Annotated in this window: 16 protein-coding genes; 10 read left to right on the forward strand and 6 right to left on the reverse strand. The window is 68.0% G+C overall.

The window, feature by feature from the left end:
• The 5 genes from VFW45_13675 to VFW45_13695 form a co-directional block, all read left to right on the forward strand.
• Positions 1–816, forward strand: an 816-nt coding sequence (locus tag VFW45_13675) for a PDZ domain-containing protein (protein HEU5181832.1), incomplete at its 5' end; no start/stop codon positions are given.
• Between the two features lie 233 nt (positions 817–1049).
• Entirely contained in the window at positions 1050–3506 is a 2457-nt protein-coding gene (locus tag VFW45_13680; protein ID HEU5181833.1) for an ABC transporter permease, read from the forward strand.
• 156 nt (positions 3507–3662) lie between these two features.
• Positions 3663–5531 (forward strand): ABC transporter ATP-binding protein/permease, encoded by a 1869-nt coding sequence (locus tag VFW45_13685; protein ID HEU5181834.1) that lies wholly within the window; start codon positions 3663–3665, stop codon positions 5529–5531.
• A gap of 44 nt (positions 5532–5575) precedes the next feature.
• A complete protein-coding gene (locus tag VFW45_13690) occupies positions 5576–6409 on the forward strand; it encodes a class I SAM-dependent methyltransferase (protein HEU5181835.1) in 834 nt (277 codons plus the stop codon).
• Entirely contained in the window at positions 6406–7416 is a 1011-nt protein-coding gene (locus tag VFW45_13695) for a glycosyltransferase family 2 protein (protein ID HEU5181836.1), read from the forward strand. The genes VFW45_13690 and VFW45_13695 overlap by 4 nt, the downstream gene beginning before the upstream one ends.
• Here VFW45_13695 and VFW45_13700 read toward each other — a convergent pair.
• Positions 7413–9038 (reverse strand): hypothetical protein, encoded by a 1626-nt coding sequence (locus VFW45_13700; GenBank protein HEU5181837.1) that lies wholly within the window; start codon positions 9036–9038, stop codon positions 7413–7415. The two genes, VFW45_13695 and VFW45_13700, sit on opposite strands and share 4 nt — an antisense overlap.
• Positions 9039–9529: 491 nt before the next feature.
• Here VFW45_13700 and VFW45_13705 point away from each other — a divergent pair, with 491 nt between their 5' ends.
• Complete coding sequence (locus VFW45_13705; GenBank protein HEU5181838.1) at positions 9530–9676, forward strand: hypothetical protein; 147 nt, start codon at positions 9530–9532, stop codon at positions 9674–9676.
• 12 nt (positions 9677–9688) lie between these two features.
• Positions 9689–10285, forward strand: a complete 597-nt coding sequence (locus tag VFW45_13710; GenBank protein HEU5181839.1) for a thioredoxin family protein — start codon at positions 9689–9691, stop codon at positions 10283–10285.
• 63 nt (positions 10286–10348) lie between these two features.
• On the opposite strand, the gene VFW45_13715 is transcribed toward VFW45_13710, so the two are convergent.
• Positions 10349–10678: a hypothetical protein gene (locus VFW45_13715; protein HEU5181840.1), complete on the reverse strand. Its 330-nt coding sequence runs from the start codon at positions 10676–10678 to the stop codon at positions 10349–10351.
• 96 nt (positions 10679–10774) lie between these two features.
• On the reverse strand, positions 10775–11101 hold the full coding sequence (locus VFW45_13720; protein HEU5181841.1) for a hypothetical protein: 327 nt from the start codon (positions 11099–11101) through the stop codon (positions 10775–10777).
• A 136-nt stretch (positions 11102–11237) separates the two neighbouring features.
• On the opposite strand from VFW45_13720, the gene VFW45_13725 reads away from it, so the two are divergent.
• Genes VFW45_13725 through VFW45_13735 form a run of 3 tightly spaced genes read left to right on the forward strand, consistent with a single transcriptional unit; the run spans position 11238 to position 13466 of the window.
• Complete coding sequence (locus VFW45_13725) at positions 11238–11855, forward strand: RNA polymerase sigma factor (protein HEU5181842.1); 618 nt, start codon at positions 11238–11240, stop codon at positions 11853–11855.
• Positions 11845–12726, forward strand: coding sequence for a methylated-DNA--[protein]-cysteine S-methyltransferase (locus VFW45_13730; protein ID HEU5181843.1), 882 nt, complete (start codon positions 11845–11847; stop codon positions 12724–12726). The genes VFW45_13725 and VFW45_13730 overlap by 11 nt, the downstream gene beginning before the upstream one ends.
• Positions 12696–13466: a PP2C family protein-serine/threonine phosphatase gene (locus VFW45_13735; protein ID HEU5181844.1), complete on the forward strand. Its 771-nt coding sequence runs from the start codon at positions 12696–12698 to the stop codon at positions 13464–13466. The genes VFW45_13730 and VFW45_13735 overlap by 31 nt, the downstream gene beginning before the upstream one ends.
• Before the next feature lie 24 nt (positions 13467–13490).
• Here the strand turns inward: VFW45_13735 and VFW45_13740 are convergent, their stop codons facing one another.
• From VFW45_13740 to VFW45_13750, 3 genes are all read right to left on the reverse strand, one after another.
• On the reverse strand, positions 13491–15176 hold the full coding sequence (locus VFW45_13740; protein HEU5181845.1) for a CRTAC1 family protein: 1686 nt from the start codon (positions 15174–15176) through the stop codon (positions 13491–13493).
• Between the two features lie 47 nt (positions 15177–15223).
• Positions 15224–15790, reverse strand: coding sequence for a hypothetical protein (locus VFW45_13745; GenBank protein ID HEU5181846.1), 567 nt, complete (start codon positions 15788–15790; stop codon positions 15224–15226).
• A 147-nt stretch (positions 15791–15937) separates the two neighbouring features.
• Positions 15938–16669, reverse strand: a complete 732-nt coding sequence (locus VFW45_13750) for a LysM peptidoglycan-binding domain-containing M23 family metallopeptidase (protein HEU5181847.1) — start codon at positions 16667–16669, stop codon at positions 15938–15940.
• Between the last annotated feature and the right edge of the window lie 234 nt (positions 16670–16903).

Consider the following 16903-nt stretch of genomic DNA (forward strand, 5'->3'; position numbering starts at 1 on the left):
GGCGGGTATCACGAAGGGATCATCGGCGCCACCCTGTTCCGCCACTTCGCAGTGAGCCTCGACAACGATCGCAGCTTGATGACGCTGCGCCGCCCGGAGGATTACACCCCGCCCGAGGGGGCCGGCGTGCTTCCCCTGGTCTTCGATGACGGCGGCAAGCCATTCGCAGATGCCCGGGTGCGGATTGCCGACGGCGGGGCGAAGCCAATACAGCTCGCGGTCGACCTGGGCGCCTCGCACGTCGTCTCCCTCAACGAGACCGAGGGAAACGGCCTCCTGGCTCCCGCCGGCTCGATTGCCGCCACGATCGGACGCGGCGTGAGCGGCGCAGTGCTGGGAAAGGTAGGCCGCATCGCCTCCCTGGAGCTGGGACCGTTCAAGCTCGAACATCTCGTGGCCACCTTCCCCGACAAGGCATACCAGAACCCGCGCGGCATGGACTCCAAGGATGGCAACCTCGGCAACGGAGCGCTGTCGCGCTTCCTCGTGACCTTCGACTACGCCCACGAGCGGCTGGTGCTCTTCCCCGCTGCCGGCTTCACCGAGCCCTCGGAGTGGGACATGTCGGGCATGCAGGGCGATCTCACCGGCAAAGGCACCGTCGAAGTGAGCCGCGTACTCGCTGGCTCCCCCGCGGAGGCGGCGGGAATTCGCCAAGGCGACACGCTGGTGCGCATCGCCGGGGAAGAGGTGACCCAGGCGAGCTACTTCACCCTGAAGGAGCGCTTCAAGAAGGACGGCGAGACGGTGACCGTGGAGCTGCGGCGCAAGGACAAGCCGGTTTTGGCCTCGCTCAAGCTCCGCCGCCTGGTCTGATTCCGTCCGGCGGCAGCTCGAAGATTCGCCGAGGCCCGTCCGGTTGCGGGAAGGCGTCGTCCCGGAAGCGGACGGCCGGCGGCCCCTGCGCGCCGCCTCGTGCGGCACAACCCCCTGAGAATCCATATCCTGGGCTCTTCCCGGCGGATGGCACGCCGCTTGCCGGACGCGATGGCTTTCCCGACCCCGCGTCGCCCCGCGACGCCCACCGACCGCTAGGCAGGAGCGCTCCCATGATTCATCCGATTCAGGACCTCAAGGTCGCCCTTCGGGTGCTGGCGAAATCGCCGGGCTTCACGGTGGTGACCGTGGCCACCCTGGCGCTCGCCATCGGAGTGAACAGCGTCATCTTCGGACTGGTGGATGCGGTGCTCTTCCGTCCGCTGCCGATCCGGGAGCCGCAGTCGCTGGTGCGGCTGGGAATGGTCTTCGACGAAGGGATGAGCGGGAACATTTCCTATCCGGAGATCGGGGATATCCGCGAGCAGGTCGGCGCGTTCAGCGGCGTGGCGGGGTTCACCAGCGGCAACAATGTCTACCTGGGGATGGGCGAGGAATCTCCCGAGCCGCTCCGGGCTTCGCTGGTGGGGGGTGGCTTCTTTTCGCTTTTGGGCGTCAGCCCCGCACAAGGACGGTTGATTGACGCCCAGGACGATGGCGCGCCCGGCGGCAGTCCCGTTCTGGTGCTGAGCCACGCGCTCTGGCAGAAGCGCTTCGGCGGCGATCCGGGAGTCATCGGATCGACGGTTCGGATGAACACGCAGCGGTTCACCATTGTCGGGGTGGCGCCCCGCGGATTTCTCGGCCTCGACCTGGAGCAGGTGCCCGACGTCTGGATGCCGCTGAACATGCTCGTGCAGGCCGCGCCCAATCTCGAGCAGTTCAAGCCCTTCGAGCGCCGCGGCTTCGCATGGGTGGACGCCGTCGCCCGCCTGCGGCCGGGCGTCTCGGCGCGCGAGGCCGAGGTGCAGATGCGCACCGTCCACGCGCGCCTGACGCGCGAGCTGAAGCTCCAGGATCACTCGCGCCCGACGATCGCGCCGCTTGCCGGCTCCCTGTTCGACCGGGAACGCCGTGGACCGATCCGGCAGACTTCCTGGATCCTGGCCGGCGTGACAGCGATGGTGCTCGCCATCGCCTGCGCCGTGGTCTCCGGACTGCTGCTGGCGCGTGGCGAGCGGCGGCGGCGCGAGGTTGCGGTGCGCTCCGCCCTGGGCGCGTCGCGCGGGCGCATCGTGGGCCATCTCATGACGGAGAGCCTGGTCCTGGCGGCGGCAGGCTGCCTGCTCGGCATGCTCTTCGCCCAGTGGTCCAACGATCTCTTCCTGGGAGTCGTCTCTCCCGGCTTCCCGCTTCCCTCCGCGGCGGCGACCCCCATCTTCACCTCGCGCGTCCTGTGGTTCGCGGGCGGCGCCTCGATCTTGTGCGCCCTGGCGTTCGGTCTGCTGCCGGCCTGGCACACCTCGAAATCCAATCTGGTCGAGGCCATGCGGCGCGAGGCGGCCCCGGCCGGCGGACGCCAGCGCTGGCTGTCGCTGGGCCATGCCTTCGTGGTGGCCCAGGTGGCGCTCTCCACCGTGCTGCTGATCGGCGCCGGGCTGCTGCTGCGCACCCTGCTGCACGCCTCGAGCGTCGATCTGGGCTTCGATCCGCGCCACGCCTGGGTCGTCTCGATCGACGTCTCCAAGAGCGGTTACGGCCGCGAGGCGGGATTGCGTTTCTATCGAGATCTGCTCGATGAGGTGCGGCGCGTTCCAGGGGTGAAAAACGCGGCGATATCGCGCCACGTGCCCGTGTCCGGAGGTGGAAATGCCACCTCGGTGGAGCTGACGAATTTCACGCCGCCGCCGGGCCAGGAGCCGCGCGTCGCCTTCACCGCGGTATCGCCCGGCTTCTTCCGCACGCTGGGGATTCCGATGCTGCAGGGACGCGACTTCGAGACCTCGGACGCGGGAGGTCCGGAGAGGTTGATCGTCAACCGCGCCTTCGCCGAGCGGTTCTGGCCGGGGCGGGACGCGCTGCGCGAGCGGGTGCGCAACTTTGGGGAAGGCGGCGCGGAGGTCATCGGGGTGGCGTCCGATGCGAAGCAGTTCAGCATACGCGAGGATCCGCAGCCGATGCTCTACGTCCTCGACGCCTCGTTCTTCATGCCCAACACCAACCTGGTGGTGCGTACCGAGCCTTCGGCGGCGGGGGTGCTTCCGGCGATCCGCGCGATCGTCAACAAGATGGATCCGAAGGTCCCGCTATTCGGCATCCGCACGCTCGAGGAGCATGTCGGGATCGCGTTGGGCGAAGAGCGCACCATCGCGGGGCTGCTGGGCGCCTTTGCTCTTCTGGGACTGGCCCTGGCGGTGATCGGCCTGTACGGGGTCGTCTCCTACTCCGCGCAATCGCGTGCCCGCGAGTTCGGCATTCGCCTGGCGCTGGGCGCCCGGCCCGGAAACCTGCTGCGCACCGTCCTGGGACAGGGGGCGGCGCTCGCTCTCACCGGGCTGGTGATCGGGCTGGCAGCCGGGCTCGCGGCGAGCCGGACGCTCTCCGCTCTTCTCTTCGGAGTGAGCCCGACCGACGGGGCCACTTTCCTCGGCATCGCCGGGCTGCTCCTGCTGGTGGCCACCGCCGCCAGCGCGCTTCCCGCGCTGCGTGCGGCGCGGCTCGATCCGTCGCAGACTCTGCGGGTCGAATAGCGGCCGCTTCGTCCTATCCGCGCCTGCCGGCGCTGCGGCCCCCTCCAGCCCGCAGGCAATCGGCGGGGAAGATCCCGGCGGCCCTCACGGTTGTCAGCCTCGATCATGGCGCCTCTCCCGCCCGGGAGGCATAATGGCGCCCCGAGGCGCCGCTTCATGTCGCAGACACCGGAAACGCCCCAGGCTTCGGCCGGGAATCCCGCTCCCGCGGACGGAGAGGCTTTCGCACCGCCGAAGCCGGCGGGCAGCCGCGGCGATCTCGCCGTCCTGAGCGAGCTGCTGCCCTATCTGCGCCCCTACCTGGGGCGGATCATCCTCGCGCTGAGCCTCATCCTCGCCGCCAAGCTGGCCAACCTTCTGGTGCCTTACGCCCTGAAGCGGATCGTGGACCAGCTCAACGTGCGCCCCTCGCCGCTGCTGCTGCCGGTGGGACTGCTGCTGGCCTACGGCGCCGCGCGCATCGGGGTGACCCTGTTCACCGAGCTGCGCCAGGTCGTCTTCGCCCGCGTCATGGCCCGGGCGGCGCGCCAGATCACCTTGAAAGTGTTCCGGCACCTGCACGCGCTGAGCCTCAAGTTCCACCTCGGGCGGCGCACCGGCGGCGTGGCGCGCGACGTGGAGCGCGGCGGCAGTGCGATTTCCGACCTGCTCGACTGGACGCTGTACACGATCGTCCCGACCGCCATGGAGGTGCTGCTGGTCACCGCCGTGCTGGTCTGGGCCTACGACTGGGGCTTCGCTCTCATCGCGCTGGCCACCCTGTCCGCCTACGGCGCCTGGACTTTCGTGGTGACCGAATGGCGCACCCGCTTCCACCGCGCGGCGGTGGAGGCCGACACGCGCGCCAGCGAGCGGGCGGTCGATTCCCTGCTCAACTACGAGACGGTCAAGTACTTCAACAACGAGCGGCACGAGGCGGCGCGCTACGACCAGAACCTCATGCGCCTGGAGGACGCCCGCGTCAAGGCGCAGAAGACGTTGGCGCTGCTGAACCTGGGGCAGACGGTGGTGGTGGCCCTGGGAGTGACGGCGATGATGTGGCGCGCGGCGGCGGGGGTGGTGGCCGGCCGCCTGACGCTCGGCGATCTGGTGCTGGTGAACGCCTACCTGCTGCAGCTCTCGGCGCCGCTGTTCCTGCTGGGGATGATGTACCGCGAGGTCAAGCAGGCGCTCACCGACATGGAGCGGCTGTTCCGGCTGCTGGACGAGCCGCTGGACGTGCAGGACCGTCCCGCGGCCCGGCCGCTCGCGACGCACCGCCCGCGGGTGAGCTTCGAGAGCGTCCGCTTCGGCTACGACCCGCGCCGCCAGATCCTGCGGGGCGTGGACTTCGAGATCCCGCCCGGCGGAACCATTGCCGTGGTCGGCCATTCCGGCTCCGGCAAGTCGACCCTGGCGCGCCTGATGTACCGCTTCTACGACGTCGACGGGGGACGGATCCTGATCGACGGATCCGACCTGCGCGATTTCACCCAGGCCTCGCTGCGCGCCGCCATCGGGATCGTCCCGCAGGACACCGTCCTGTTCAATGACACGATCTTCTACAACATCCAGTACGGCCGCCCCGAGGCGAGCGGCGAGGAAGTGGAGTCGGCGGCTCGCGCCGCCCACATCCACGAGTTCATCGCCGCCTTGCCCGACGGTTACGAGACGGAGGTGGGGGAGCGGGGGCTGAAGCTCTCGGGGGGCGAGAAGCAGCGGGTGGCCATCGCCCGCGCGCTGCTCAAGAACCCGGCGATCCTGATCTTCGACGAGGCGACCTCGGCGCTCGACTCGCAATCGGAGAAGGCGATCCAGGCGGAGCTGGATCGCATCCAGGTGGGGCGCACGACCCTCATGATCGCGCACCGGCTGTCGACGGTGATGGGGGCCGATCAGATCCTGGTGATGGAGGATGGGCGAATCGTGGAGCGCGGGACCCACGCGCAGCTGCTGGCCGCGGAAGGGCGCTACGCGCACATGTGGCGCCTGCAGCAGCAGGAGCCGGCCTTCGAGACCTCGCCCGCGCATCCCGCGAAGCCGTAGAATCCGCCCCGGTGAGAGCGGGGCCGAAATGCTACAATCCCACGATGCAGTCACCCCAGTTCGAGCTCCACGCCGACATCGAGAGGCAGCATTGGTGGTTCCGCGGACGGCGGAGAATCATGCGCTCGCTCATCGAGAGGATCCTTCCCGCCGAGAAGGGGAGCACCATCCTGGACATCGGGTGCGGCACCGGGGGGAACATCGGGGCGCTGGGCAAGGACTTTTCATGCAGCGGCGTCGACAGCTCTCCCCAGGCCATCGAGCTGGCGAAGGCCACCTACCCCGACGTCCGCTTCTGGTGCGGCGCCTTTCCGGACGGCGAGAGCCACGCCGGGGAAGACGCCAATCTCTTCCTGATCATGGACGTGCTGGAGCACGTCCCGGACGATTTTCTGCTCTTCTCCCAGATTTTCTCGGTCATCCGCCCCGGCGCCCATGTCCTGATCACCGTGCCCGCCGACATGGCGCTGTGGAGCAAGCATGACGAGAGCTTCGGCCACTATCGCCGCTACGACATCGATCGCCTGGCGCTGCTGTGGAAAGATCTTCCCGTGACGCCCCTCCTGATCTCCTACTTCAACTCGCGTCTCTATCCCATCATCCGGCTCGAACGGACGATCTCGCGGTGGCGCGGCCGTCCCTTCGGCCGGGCGGGTACCGACTTCCGCATCCCCAGTCGGCCGCTCAACAACTTCCTGGAGGAGGTATTCGCCCGCGAGACGCGGGTCCTTTCCCGCGTGCTCGAGGGATTGAGCCCCCGGGGATACTCGCGGGGTGCCAGCCTGATCGCGGTGCTGCGGCGGGAGACCGGAAAAATCTCTCCCCGAGTGCGGCCGCCGGGGCTGCCCCCCGAGCCGGGCCTGCGGAGCTCGAATTGAGTCCCTCGGAGATCGGGGTGCCTCCTGCCGGAGAAGACGGGCTGCCGCTCACGATCTCCGTCGTCGCGCCGGTCCACAACGAGGAGCACCTCGTCGGGGAGCTGGTGCGCCGCGTCGTGGAGAGCTGCCGGAGCCTGGGAGTCCCTTTCGAGCTCATCGTCGTCGATGACGGGAGCAATGACACGACGAAGCCGCAGCTCGTCTCCCTGAGCCGCAGCGTTCCGGAGCTGAGAGTCGTGAGCCTGTTCCGGAACTTCGGGCACATGCCCGCGCTGAGCGCCGGCTTGAGCATGACCCGCGGCGCGGGGGTCGTCGTGATGGATGGAGATCTGCAGGATCCTCCCGAGCTGATACCCGATTTTTACCGCGAATGGCAGGCGGGCGCGGACGTCGTCTACGGGCTGCGGACCAGCCGCAACGAGGCCGGCGTGATCCGGCGGGGGACTTCCATCTTCTACCTTCTGCTGGATCGCCTGGCGGAGATTCCGATTCCCAAGCAGGTCGGGACCTTCTGCCTGATGGATCGCAGGGTCGTGGACATCCTGAACACCATGCCGGAGCGCAGCCGCTATTTCGCCGGGATCAGGGCCTGGGTGGGAGGCCACCAGTCCTTCGTGCCTTATGACCGGCCGGCGCGACCGGCCGGCAGCAGCCAGGTCGGCCTCCGAGGACTGATCCGGCTCGGCAGGATGGCGCTGATTTCCTTCTCGAAGGTGCCGCTGCGCTACGCCAGCGTCTTCTCGCTCCTTTGCGGCATGGTCCTCTTCCTGGTGGGCTCGGTGGCCATCGTCCTGCGGCTGTTCACGAACCTGGCGATTCCCGGCTGGGCCACTTACACGACCCTGATCGGGATGATGGGCTTCGTCCAATCCTTCGTCATGGCCATCCTCTCCGAGTATGTCTCCGTCATCTTCGATGAAGTGAAGGCCCGGCCTCTGTTCCTGACCCGCGAGGAAATCGTTCACGGGGAAGCGGTCCGCCGGCCGGGTCGGACCTCAACGCTCTAGGGAGCGAGAAGCGCCGTCGCCGTTTCCGGGTCGCTCTCGAGGCGGATGGCGTCCGCCGCCGGTGAGCGGCGCTTGAAGATCCGCATGCGGCCGTATCGGAAATACGGGCCGGCGGGGAACTCCTTCACCAGATCGTACCGCTGCTGCAGAGCCGCCTCGATCTCCTCCAGGAAGCCCGGGACCGAACCGATCGACTGATCCGTCAGCTGCTGCGTCAGGGCGATGCCGTCGGCGCGTCCCGACAGCACGAGCTGCACGTAGGACTTGCGGTTCAGGACGTGAAACTCGCGGGCGAGGTCATCGGGAAGATCGGGCATCACCGAATGTCGACCCCCCTCGTTTCCCGGGACGACCCTGCGGTTCGCGTCGATCGCCAGCGGCAGGTAGTCGGTGAACAACCAACCGTCGGGTGGAACGACCTCGGCCGTCACGCGGGCCATCTCCCGCTGCGGGCCGTTTCGCCAGGTTCCCACCTCCAATCCGATCTTGCTGAGATCCAATCCCGCCAGCAGGTGCAGGGCGCACAGGAGGACGGGCAGACCAAGCGTCCGGATTGCGCCGATCCCCCGGTCGGAAGCGTCCAGCGAGCGGGTGTAGCGCAGCGCGATGACCAGCGTCAGCGTGGGAAGCAGCAGAAACAGGTAGTTCGGATAGCACGGAAAAGGAACCAGGAAGTGGAAGAGCGCGCCGACCACCAGGGAGGCGGTGATGGGGAGGCTCGCCTCCCCGAGCACCCCCGGCGATCGGACCGCTTTGGGAGGGCGGAGGGGCCAGCCGAGGAAGGCGAGGACCAGCGCCGGGACGTGCCACAGGAGAATGGTCCGCAGCGCCTCGACCTTTTGGCCCCAGCCGAACTCGAGGAACTGATCCAGCGGGTCGGCCTTGTGCATGAAGGCGAAGAGACGGCCCCGCTGCGTCGGCGTCGTGATGACGTCGAAGATGAAGGCTTTGGGATCCGCGAGGAAGAGCGGGCCCACCGAGGCCAGAAGCGTTGCGAGAAAGGCCAGAACGCCCCAGGCCACCGCCCGGCGATCCTGGCGGCGCTTCCACAGAAGCCCTCCCAGCCAGATCACGGCGACCAGGCCGATGCTGGCTTTCGCGGCGCCCGCCAGGACGAGCAGGATCCCCTGCAGCGCCATTTTGCGGGCCATCGGCCAGGACGACAGCTCCACGGCGATCGCCAGGGCCAGCAGCAGCGTGATCAGAGGATAGGTGACATCGATGGCGAAGTATTCTGCCTGGGCGGCGTTCGAGAACAGGAGCAGCGCCGCCAGCGCCGCGCCCAGGCGGCCCCCGGCGCGGGCGGCGCAACCGACCAGCACCAGCAGTCCGGCGAGGCCGGTGAGGGTCGAAAGCAGCCGCACCGAGAGCATGGTGATTCCGCACCCCTTCAGCAGGAAGGCGTAATAGTAGGGGAGCCCCGGGCTCTCGAGATAGTAGAAGTCCCGGTACGGGAGAATTCCTTGAGCGACCAGCCGGAAGGCGAGATTGTAAAAGCCTTCGTCCTTCTCCACCTGAGCCAGGAAGGCATTGTAGAACGCCAGGAAGGTATAGATTGCCAGCGCGGCCAGCGCGGCCCGGGCGAGCCAGCGGGGGCAGGTCCTGTCGGCGGCACCTATCATTCTGCGGTTGGACTCCAGGGGCTGTGGTCGTGGGTGGGGCTGCACGTGAAACGCCGAAAGTCTAGCACGCCGGAAAGAATCGACGCTCGGCTCGGCGAGGGCGAAGTACAATGACGAAATGAATCATGCCCGGTGGATACGGGCGGCGATCGCCTGCCTCGCCGCGCTCTGGCTCTCCTGCTCGGAGCCGGGCAGAGCCCCGAGCGACAGCCTGATGAATGCGCCGCCGACATCCTGAAATCGGTGCGATCCTCCGGCGCCGCCGCCGTTCTGGTCAATCGATGGGCGACCTGGTGCGATCCCTGCCGCGAGGAGTTCCCCCACCTGCTGCGCCTGGCGCGGAAGTACCGGCCGCGGGGCTTGAAGATCCTGCTGGTTTCCGCCGACAGCCAGGACGAGGCCGAGGCGGTGCGTCGCTTCCTGAAGGAGCAGGGGGTCGATTTCCCCACCTACCTGAAGGCCGAGGAGGATCCACCGTTCCCATCGACGGATTGGAGCAGCACTGGACGGGGGCGCTGCCGGCGACCTTGCTGTTCGACGCCAGCGGCCGCCGGCGCGGCTTCTGGGAGGGGCCGGTGGCGACGCCCGAGCTGGAGAAAGAGATCATCGGAGTGCTGGGCCAGCCCGCCCATTCCTGAGGGAGGAGCGACATGAAGCGGATCCTGCTTTGCGCGACGGCGGCGGCAGTCTCCCTGAGCGCCGCCTTCGCCCTCGGCATCGGCGACAAGGCGCCTTCCACCCGCGTCAAGATGAAGAACGTCGACGGCCGGGAGCTTTCCATCAAGGATGTGGCGGGGGAGAAGGGGACGCTCGTCGTCTTCTCCTGCAACCATTGCCCCTACGTGACGGCGTGGCAGGAGCGCATCGCCGCCATCGGCAACGCGGCGATGGAGCGCTCCATCGGCGTGATCGTCATCAACTCGAACGATCCCAAGGCCCATGCCGAGGACGGCTACGAGCAGATGCGGCAGCGCGCCGGGGAGCTGCGCTTCAATTTCCCCTACGTCGTGGACAAGACCTCGGATGTGGCGCGCAACTTCGGGGCGACGAGGACCCCGGAGAGCTTCCTCTTCTCCAAGGAGGGGACGCTCGTCTACCACGGGGCCATCGACGACTCGCATAAGCCGGCCAACGTGCAGCAGCACTACCTGAAGGACGCCATCGAGGCGCTGGTTTCCGGCAAGAACGTCAGAGTGAAGGAGACCAAGTCGGTAGGGTGCAGCATCAAATTCCGCGAATCGAAGTAGCGAGGCGGTCCTGCGGCGAGGAACAGGCCCGGCCGCCCACGGCGGCCGGGCCCATGAAACGACCTAGCGACACTTGCAGAGGCGCGGCGGGCAGTTGCTGTGGACGCACTTGCCGAGGCCCGCGCCGCAGCGTGCGTCGCAATCGGAGTCGCTCCAGCATTCGGGTAGCAGGCGGCAGATGGCCACCGGCTCGGGATTAACGGCTCCCTGGTCGAAGAAGCCCGGCGGGAGCTGGCCGGGATCCAGGCCGCAATCGCTTCCTGCCGGGAACTGCGCCGGGTCGATCCCCGGATCGAGGTTTACCGCCGGGGTCGGGCCCGTGGCGCTCATGACCGCCAGTCCCGCCAGGACCACCATGACGGCCGCCAGCTTCCCAATCCAGACGCTGCGCATTCTAATCCTCCTATGAAAGGGAAGAGATTTGCTCTCCCAATGCGCGGATTCCCCGGGTGTGTCAAGGCTTCCGGAAGGCGGTCGGGCCCGGTGAATCTAGCGGCACTTGCAGATGCGAGTCGGGCAGTTGCTGTGAACGCACTTTCCCCCGCCGCCGCCGCAGAGGACGTCACAATCGGAATCGGAGAAGCATTCCGGCAGCCTGCGGCAGGCCATCGGCTCCGGCGCCGCGCCGTCCTGGTCGAAAAAGCCGGGGGGGATCTGGCCGGTATCCAGACCGCAGTCGCTCGCTGCCGGGAACTGTGCCGGGTCGATGCGGGAGTCGGGAACCGCCGTAGGGACGGGGATGGCCGAACTCATGACCGCAAGCCCCACGAGCACCACCGCGACCGCCGCCAGCTTCGGCATCCAGGTTCTGTTCATCGCGAACCTCCTGTGCAAGAAAAGAGTTTGTCTTCCAATACGCGGATTTCCCGGACCTGTCAAGGCACCATCGGGCCGCACCATTTTTCTTGAAAAAAGAACGAACGGAACCGCGATGAAGCGTGTTCTAAGAAGCATGAAGAACTCCTGGACCGGCGGCGAGGCGGCCATCGTCGTCGAATCAGTTGAAGAGAACCTGGCCCTGTCGGTGCGCCGGGGCACCCCCGGGGCCTTCGAGCGGCTCATGGATCGCTACGAGGGGTCTTTGTTCACCTACGCTCTCGGGTTTCTGCAGAACCGTCAGGACGCGCAGGAGGTGGTGCAGGACGCCCTGGTGCGGGCGCACCGGGCGTTGACCCGGCAGTACGACGAGAGGCGCTGCGCCTCGCTGGCGCTGCGCCCCTGGCTGTTCCGGGCGGTGCGCAACCTCTGCCTCAACAAACGCCGCCCCAAAGGACGCGCCCTGGAGCGGCCGCTGGAGGAGTACGACGACGGGCGGATCGGGCCGTTCGTCCGGTCACGGCGCAGCGATTTCGAGCAGCACGAGGAAGCCGACGTGCTGCGAGCCACGCTGGCCTCGCTGCCGGTGGAGGCACGGGAGCTGATCGTTCTGCGGTTCATGGAGGAGATGTCGTACGCCGAGATCGCCCGAACGGTCGGGACGACGCAGGCGGCCTTGCGAGCCAAGGTGTTTCGCGCCCTGAAGATGCTGCGCGAGTCGCTGGAGAAGAAGGGAGTCACCCATGCGGTGTAGAACGGTATTGACGAGAATCGACGCGCTGCGGACGGGGGAGCTGCATCCCGCACAGCGGGGAGCGGTGCGCAAGCACCTGCGCACCTGCGCCAGCTGCGACGAGTCGGTCGCGGACCTGGCGCAGCTGGCGCGGGCGGTGAAATCGCTGGCGGCGGTCCCTTCCGGCGCTCTGCGCGAGGCGCTGGAGCCCGCCGGATCCTATGCGCGCCTGTCCACCTCCTTCGGGCCCCTCTGGGTGGCCTTCTCGCGCCGCGGCCTGCGCATGATCCACCTGGGGGGCGGGGAGGAAGCCTTCCTGTCGCGGCTGGCGGCGCGCTATGCCCGGCGTCCGCGCCGCGCCGATCTCCCGGCCCCGTTGCGCCGGCGCATCCTGGCGACCCTGGAAGGGAAGGCCAGCGGCCGGGTGCCGATCGATCTCGGCGGCGCCTCGCCGCTCGAGACGCAGGTGCTCGAGGCGATGGCGCGAATCCCGCGCGGCGAGGTGCGCAGCTACTCCTGGCTCGCGGCGTGTGTCGGCCGCCCGCGCGCGGTGCGTGCGGTGGCCCGCGTCGTCGCCGGCAACCGGATTCCCTTCGTGCTGCCCTGCCATCGCGTGGTTCCGGCAGGAGGAGGGACCGGGGAATATGCTTTCGGCAGTGAGAAAAAGCGACGTCTGCTGCGCCGGGAGGGGGTCGACGTCGATCAGCTCGATGATCTCGCCCGGCGAGGCGTGCGCCTGATCGGATCGCGCACGACCGGTATTGCCTGCGTTCCCACCTGCCGCGACGCGCGCCGCATCCGCGCAGACAACCAGGTGCCGCTGCGCGGCCCCGCCGATGCGCATCAGGAAGGATTCCGGCCATGCCGCCACTGCCGGCCCTTCGCGGCCTAGAGATCGGCACGCCGCCGCTGCCGCCCGGGCGGCGCCACGGCTGGGACGTGCATGCCTTCTCCCGTCCGGCCCGGACGTTCACCGGTGATTTCTACTTAACGCGCCGCGGCGGCGGGAGTCTCTGGCTGGCGCTTGGCGACGTCGCGGGCAAAGGACTGCCCGCCGCCGTCTTCATGGCAATGATCCAGGAAAAGCTGGAGGAATTACTGGACGGTTGCGCGTCACGATCGCTGCGGCCCGCGCAGGCGTTGCGACATCTGAATGAGTTTCTCCTGGCGCAGCTCCCCGCCAATCGCTTCGCCACGGCGGTGGTGGCGCGCCTGTCTGCGGACGGAGCGCTCGAGATTGCGAATGCCGGACATTGCGTGCCGCTCATCCGCCGGCGGGAGGGCAGCCTCCAGGGGATCGCTCCTACAGGACCGGTTCTCGGGATCCTGGCCGACCCACAATGGACCGCCGTCAGGACGCGCCTGCGCGCCACCGAGACGCTGCTGCTCTACAGCGACGGCCTGGTCGAGGCGCCTTCGGGGCGCGCCGAAGAGTTCGGGATGGGACGAATCCGGTCGCTTCTGGCGGGTGCGGCCGCATCCGATGCGCGAGGCATCGCGGGGAAAATGGTAAAGGCCGCGGAGGAGCACGCCGGCGGGACGCGACACGACGATCTCACGGTGGTGGTGGCGCAACGCCCGGCGGGGCCGTCCCTGCTTCGGAGCGGATTGGGTCGCGGCTCGGCGGCCTGACTCTCTGCGTGGCTGGACCTGTTTCTAATGGCCCGCGGCGGTCGAGGCTTTGCGGATCGTCACGAAGCGGTCGGCTTCGAGGTCGGTCATCACCGTCTGCGTCCCGTCCGGCCAGCGTACCTCCAGCCGATCGACCCGCGTCGAATCTCCCAGCCCGAAGTGCAGGCGCGGATCCTCGACCGAGAGATACGAGCCGCTGCTCGCCAGGTCACGGATCAGCGTGCGTCCTCCCGCCTCGACCGTCACCAGCGTCCCGATCGGAGTCCCCTTGCCGGGGGGCACCTCCAGGATCACCGTGAGCCAGCTGCCGCGGCGTGGCGTTTCGTTTCTCAAGAGAGTGGGCGGGGCGTCGAGATTGGAAATCAGCAGGTCCAGATCGCCGTCGTTGTCGTAATCGCCCGCCGCGAGGCCGCGGCTCGAGAGGGTCACGCCGAATCCGGGGCCGGCGGAGCCGCTCGCGTCCCGGAAGCGCCCGCTCCCCACGTTCTCCAGGAGCAGGTTGCGCTGCGCAAAGGTGGCGCCGAGCTCCGGATGCCGGTCGACCTGGGGGTAGATGTGGCCGTTGGCCACGACCAGGTCCAGATCTCCGTCGCTGTCGAGATCGGCGAAGGCGGTCCCCCAGGACAGCGGCTCGAAGGTCGGCCCGGCCACGCCGGCCTCTTCGGTCACGTCGCGGAAGAAGCCGGCGCCATCGCCGCGATAGAGCGTGCTGTAGTCCTCGGCGAAGTTCGTCACGAACAGATCCAGGGACCCGTCGCCGTTGGAATCGCCCGAGGCGATCCCCATGCCGGCCTGCGCCGCCCCTTCCGAGCCGAACGCCGCCCCCGACCAGAGAGCGGTCTCCAAAAAGTGTCCCCGACCTTCGTTGCGATAGAGGTAGTTGGCATCGGAGTCGTTGGCGACATAGAGATCGGCATCGCCGTCGCGATCCCAGTCTCCGGCGCGGACGCCGAAACCGAAGGCGAGGATGCGATCCTCGAGCCCTGCCGACGCCGTGGCCTCCTCGAACCGCCCGGCGCCGTCCGAGCGAAAGAAATGATCCGGCGCTCCGGGAAGTCCGAAGGGACCGAAGGCCACTTTGTCGACTCCCTTCCAGTCGAGGGTGGGGCGGGCCGCGAGGACGTCCTGGAGGGAGCCGTCGATGTAGGCGGCGATGTAGAGGTCGAGATCGCCGTCGCCGTCGGCGTCGAAGAAGGCGGCTCCGGTGTTCCATCCCGGCGATTCGATCCCGGCGCGGCGCGCGACGTTCTCGAAGGTGCCGTTTCCACGATTCCGGTAGAGGAGATTCGCACCGAAGGCGGTGACCAGGATGTCCGGGAAGCCGTCCTGATCGAAATCGGCGACGGCGACGCCGGTATACCAGCCTGCTTCGCCTCCCACCCCCGCCCTGTCGGTGACGTCCTCGAACGTCCCGTTCCCAAGGTTCCGGTACAGCGCGTTACGCCCCTTCTCGACGATGGCGCTGCCGGAGAGCTTCCAGCCGTTGGGGAGGTAGACGTCGAGAAGACCATCCCGGTCGTAGTCGAGCCAGGCGACGCCGGCGCCGGCCGATTCGAGGAGGTGATCCTTGGTCGGGCGTCCCGCCAGAAGGACGCGCGTCAGTCCCGACTGCCGGCCGACGTCCACGAAGCGGAAAGGATGGCCCGGGGGAAGCGCGGGCGGGCTTCCGGCGCCGGGAGTCCGCTCGCCGGAGCCGCAGCCGGCGAGCACGAGAACCGTGAGGAGGGCCGGGAAGGCGGATGCCGGGGGCCGATGGATCAGCTATGCCCCTTTGCCATCAGCTCGGAAAACTGCGTGGAGACCTTCTGCCATTCGGCATCCAGGGCGGCCGCATCCGGAGCAGCCGCTAGCTTGCCGATCGCTCCGGCGGCGTCCAGGAAGACCTTCTTCGCCGCCCGGGTGACAATGACGAAGCCCTCGTCGTAGATCCCCTTCTGCTCGCCCTGGGCGTTGTGATGGTGCCCGCCTTCCAGCAGCCGCTTGCGGACGCCTGCCACCGATCCGTCGCCTTCATTGCCCAGCTGCGAGACGAGCGAGGCGAGCTTCTCGATCTCGGCCTTGGCGGGCTTTTTCGCTTTCATGTTGGCGCGGGCTTCCGCCAGCGCTGCCTCGGCATGCCCGTAAGTGCTCCCCAGAATGGACCGGACGAGATTGGCTTCCGACGATTTCACCGCCAGGATGGCGTCGGAGAGGGACTTGTAGGTGTCGACCAGCGGCGCGGGGGTGCCGGAAGTGTCTCCGCCCGCCGCGTGGATAGACGAGAGCGCGCCGAATCCAGCCGCAATCAAGGAGAGGCAAATCACGACCCGTGCAGCTCGGCTCACCAGGCACCTCCATCGGTAAAGTTGATCATGGCAATCCCGAAAACCGGCCGCATCATACACGAGGCGCTTTCCCGACGCTGCCCCCGCCACGCGGGCCGCGGGATTCGCGATCTTCTTCAGCGCGGCTTTTCGACCTGTCTGGAGATTTCAGTGCTGGCGCTGCGGGCGCCGCGCGGCGGGAGCCACCGTCTCGTCGCGCAGCATGCGGAGAGGATCGAAGGGCTTGCCGAGGCGCCGGGCCTCGAAGTGGAGATGCGTGCCGCGGGCGTTGCCGCTGCGGCCCACCTCGGCGATCGTCTGGCCACGCTCGACGCGGTCTCCTTCGTGCACCAGCAGCTTGCTGGCGTGGGCATAGAAGGTGGTGAGCCCGTCGCCATGATCGAGAAGGAGGCAGTTGCCGTACCGCCCGTCCCGCCCGGCCTGCGCCACCCATCCCGCGGCGGCGGCGTGGATCGGCTCGCCCGACTCCCCGTCGATGTCGATGCCTTCGTGGTGCCGCGACTTCTCATCTCCGAGGTTGAAGCGGGTGGTGATCGGCCCTTTGAGCGGCCACGACAGCTCGATTCGCGAATCGGCCCGCGGATCGGAGGGAACCTCGAGGAGCTTTTTTGCTCCCGGGACGAAGATCGGGGTCTTGGCCGGGATGTTCCCGGGATCGTGGATGCCGTTGACCTGGATCAGGGTCTCCACCGGCACGCGATAGGCGCGCGCCAGATCGGAAAGGGTCTGTCCCTTGCGCAGCGGATGATAGATGCCGCCGGCCGGAAACTGCATGCCGGCCTGCACCGCCAGCGGGCGGGACGCCTCGACATTCTCGCGGGTCGGCTCGCTGACGGGTGCGGGGACGGGCTCGGTGGCGGGTGCCGGGATGGCGGTCACCCCGCAGCCGGTAAACGGAATGAGGGCCAGGCCGATGAAAAGAATGAGCGCGGATAGGGACCGGGTCGCTGATAAGGGGGCCATGGCGTGTGGAATATGGTCTCGACAGGCTTCGAAATCCAGATTCACGGTGAGAGGATCGCATCGGGTGACGGCCGGGCGGCGTTTTCACCCGCTTTGTGGCCAGATCCTGGACAGCCGGAGGCCTGGGACAGCGGCCTCGGCTATACTCCG

The organism is Candidatus Polarisedimenticolia bacterium, from assembly GCA_035764505.1.
Lineage (GTDB): Bacteria > Acidobacteriota > Polarisedimenticolia > Gp22-AA2 > AA152 > AA152.

Excerpts from the sequence above, each read along its gene's own strand:
- VFW45_13680 (HEU5181833.1), top strand. The coding sequence starts at position 1,050 with ATGATTCATCCGATTCAGGACCTCAAGGTCGCCCTTCGGGTGCTGGCG.
- VFW45_13685 (HEU5181834.1), top strand. The coding sequence starts at position 3,663 with ATGTCGCAGACACCGGAAACGCCCCAGGCTTCGGCCGGGAATCCCGCT.
- VFW45_13690 (HEU5181835.1), top strand. The coding sequence starts at position 5,576 with ATGCAGTCACCCCAGTTCGAGCTCCACGCCGACATCGAGAGGCAGCAT.
- VFW45_13700 (HEU5181837.1), bottom strand. The coding sequence starts at position 9,038 with ATGATAGGTGCCGCCGACAGGACCTGCCCCCGCTGGCTCGCCCGGGCC.
- VFW45_13710 (HEU5181839.1), top strand. The coding sequence starts at position 9,689 with ATGAAGCGGATCCTGCTTTGCGCGACGGCGGCGGCAGTCTCCCTGAGC.
- VFW45_13715 (HEU5181840.1), bottom strand. The coding sequence starts at position 10,678 with ATGCGCAGCGTCTGGATTGGGAAGCTGGCGGCCGTCATGGTGGTCCTG.
- VFW45_13720 (HEU5181841.1), bottom strand. The coding sequence starts at position 11,101 with ATGAACAGAACCTGGATGCCGAAGCTGGCGGCGGTCGCGGTGGTGCTC.
- VFW45_13725 (HEU5181842.1), top strand. The coding sequence starts at position 11,238 with ATGAAGAACTCCTGGACCGGCGGCGAGGCGGCCATCGTCGTCGAATCA.
- VFW45_13730 (HEU5181843.1), top strand. The coding sequence starts at position 11,845 with ATGCGGTGTAGAACGGTATTGACGAGAATCGACGCGCTGCGGACGGGG.
- VFW45_13735 (HEU5181844.1), top strand. The coding sequence starts at position 12,696 with ATGCCGCCACTGCCGGCCCTTCGCGGCCTAGAGATCGGCACGCCGCCG.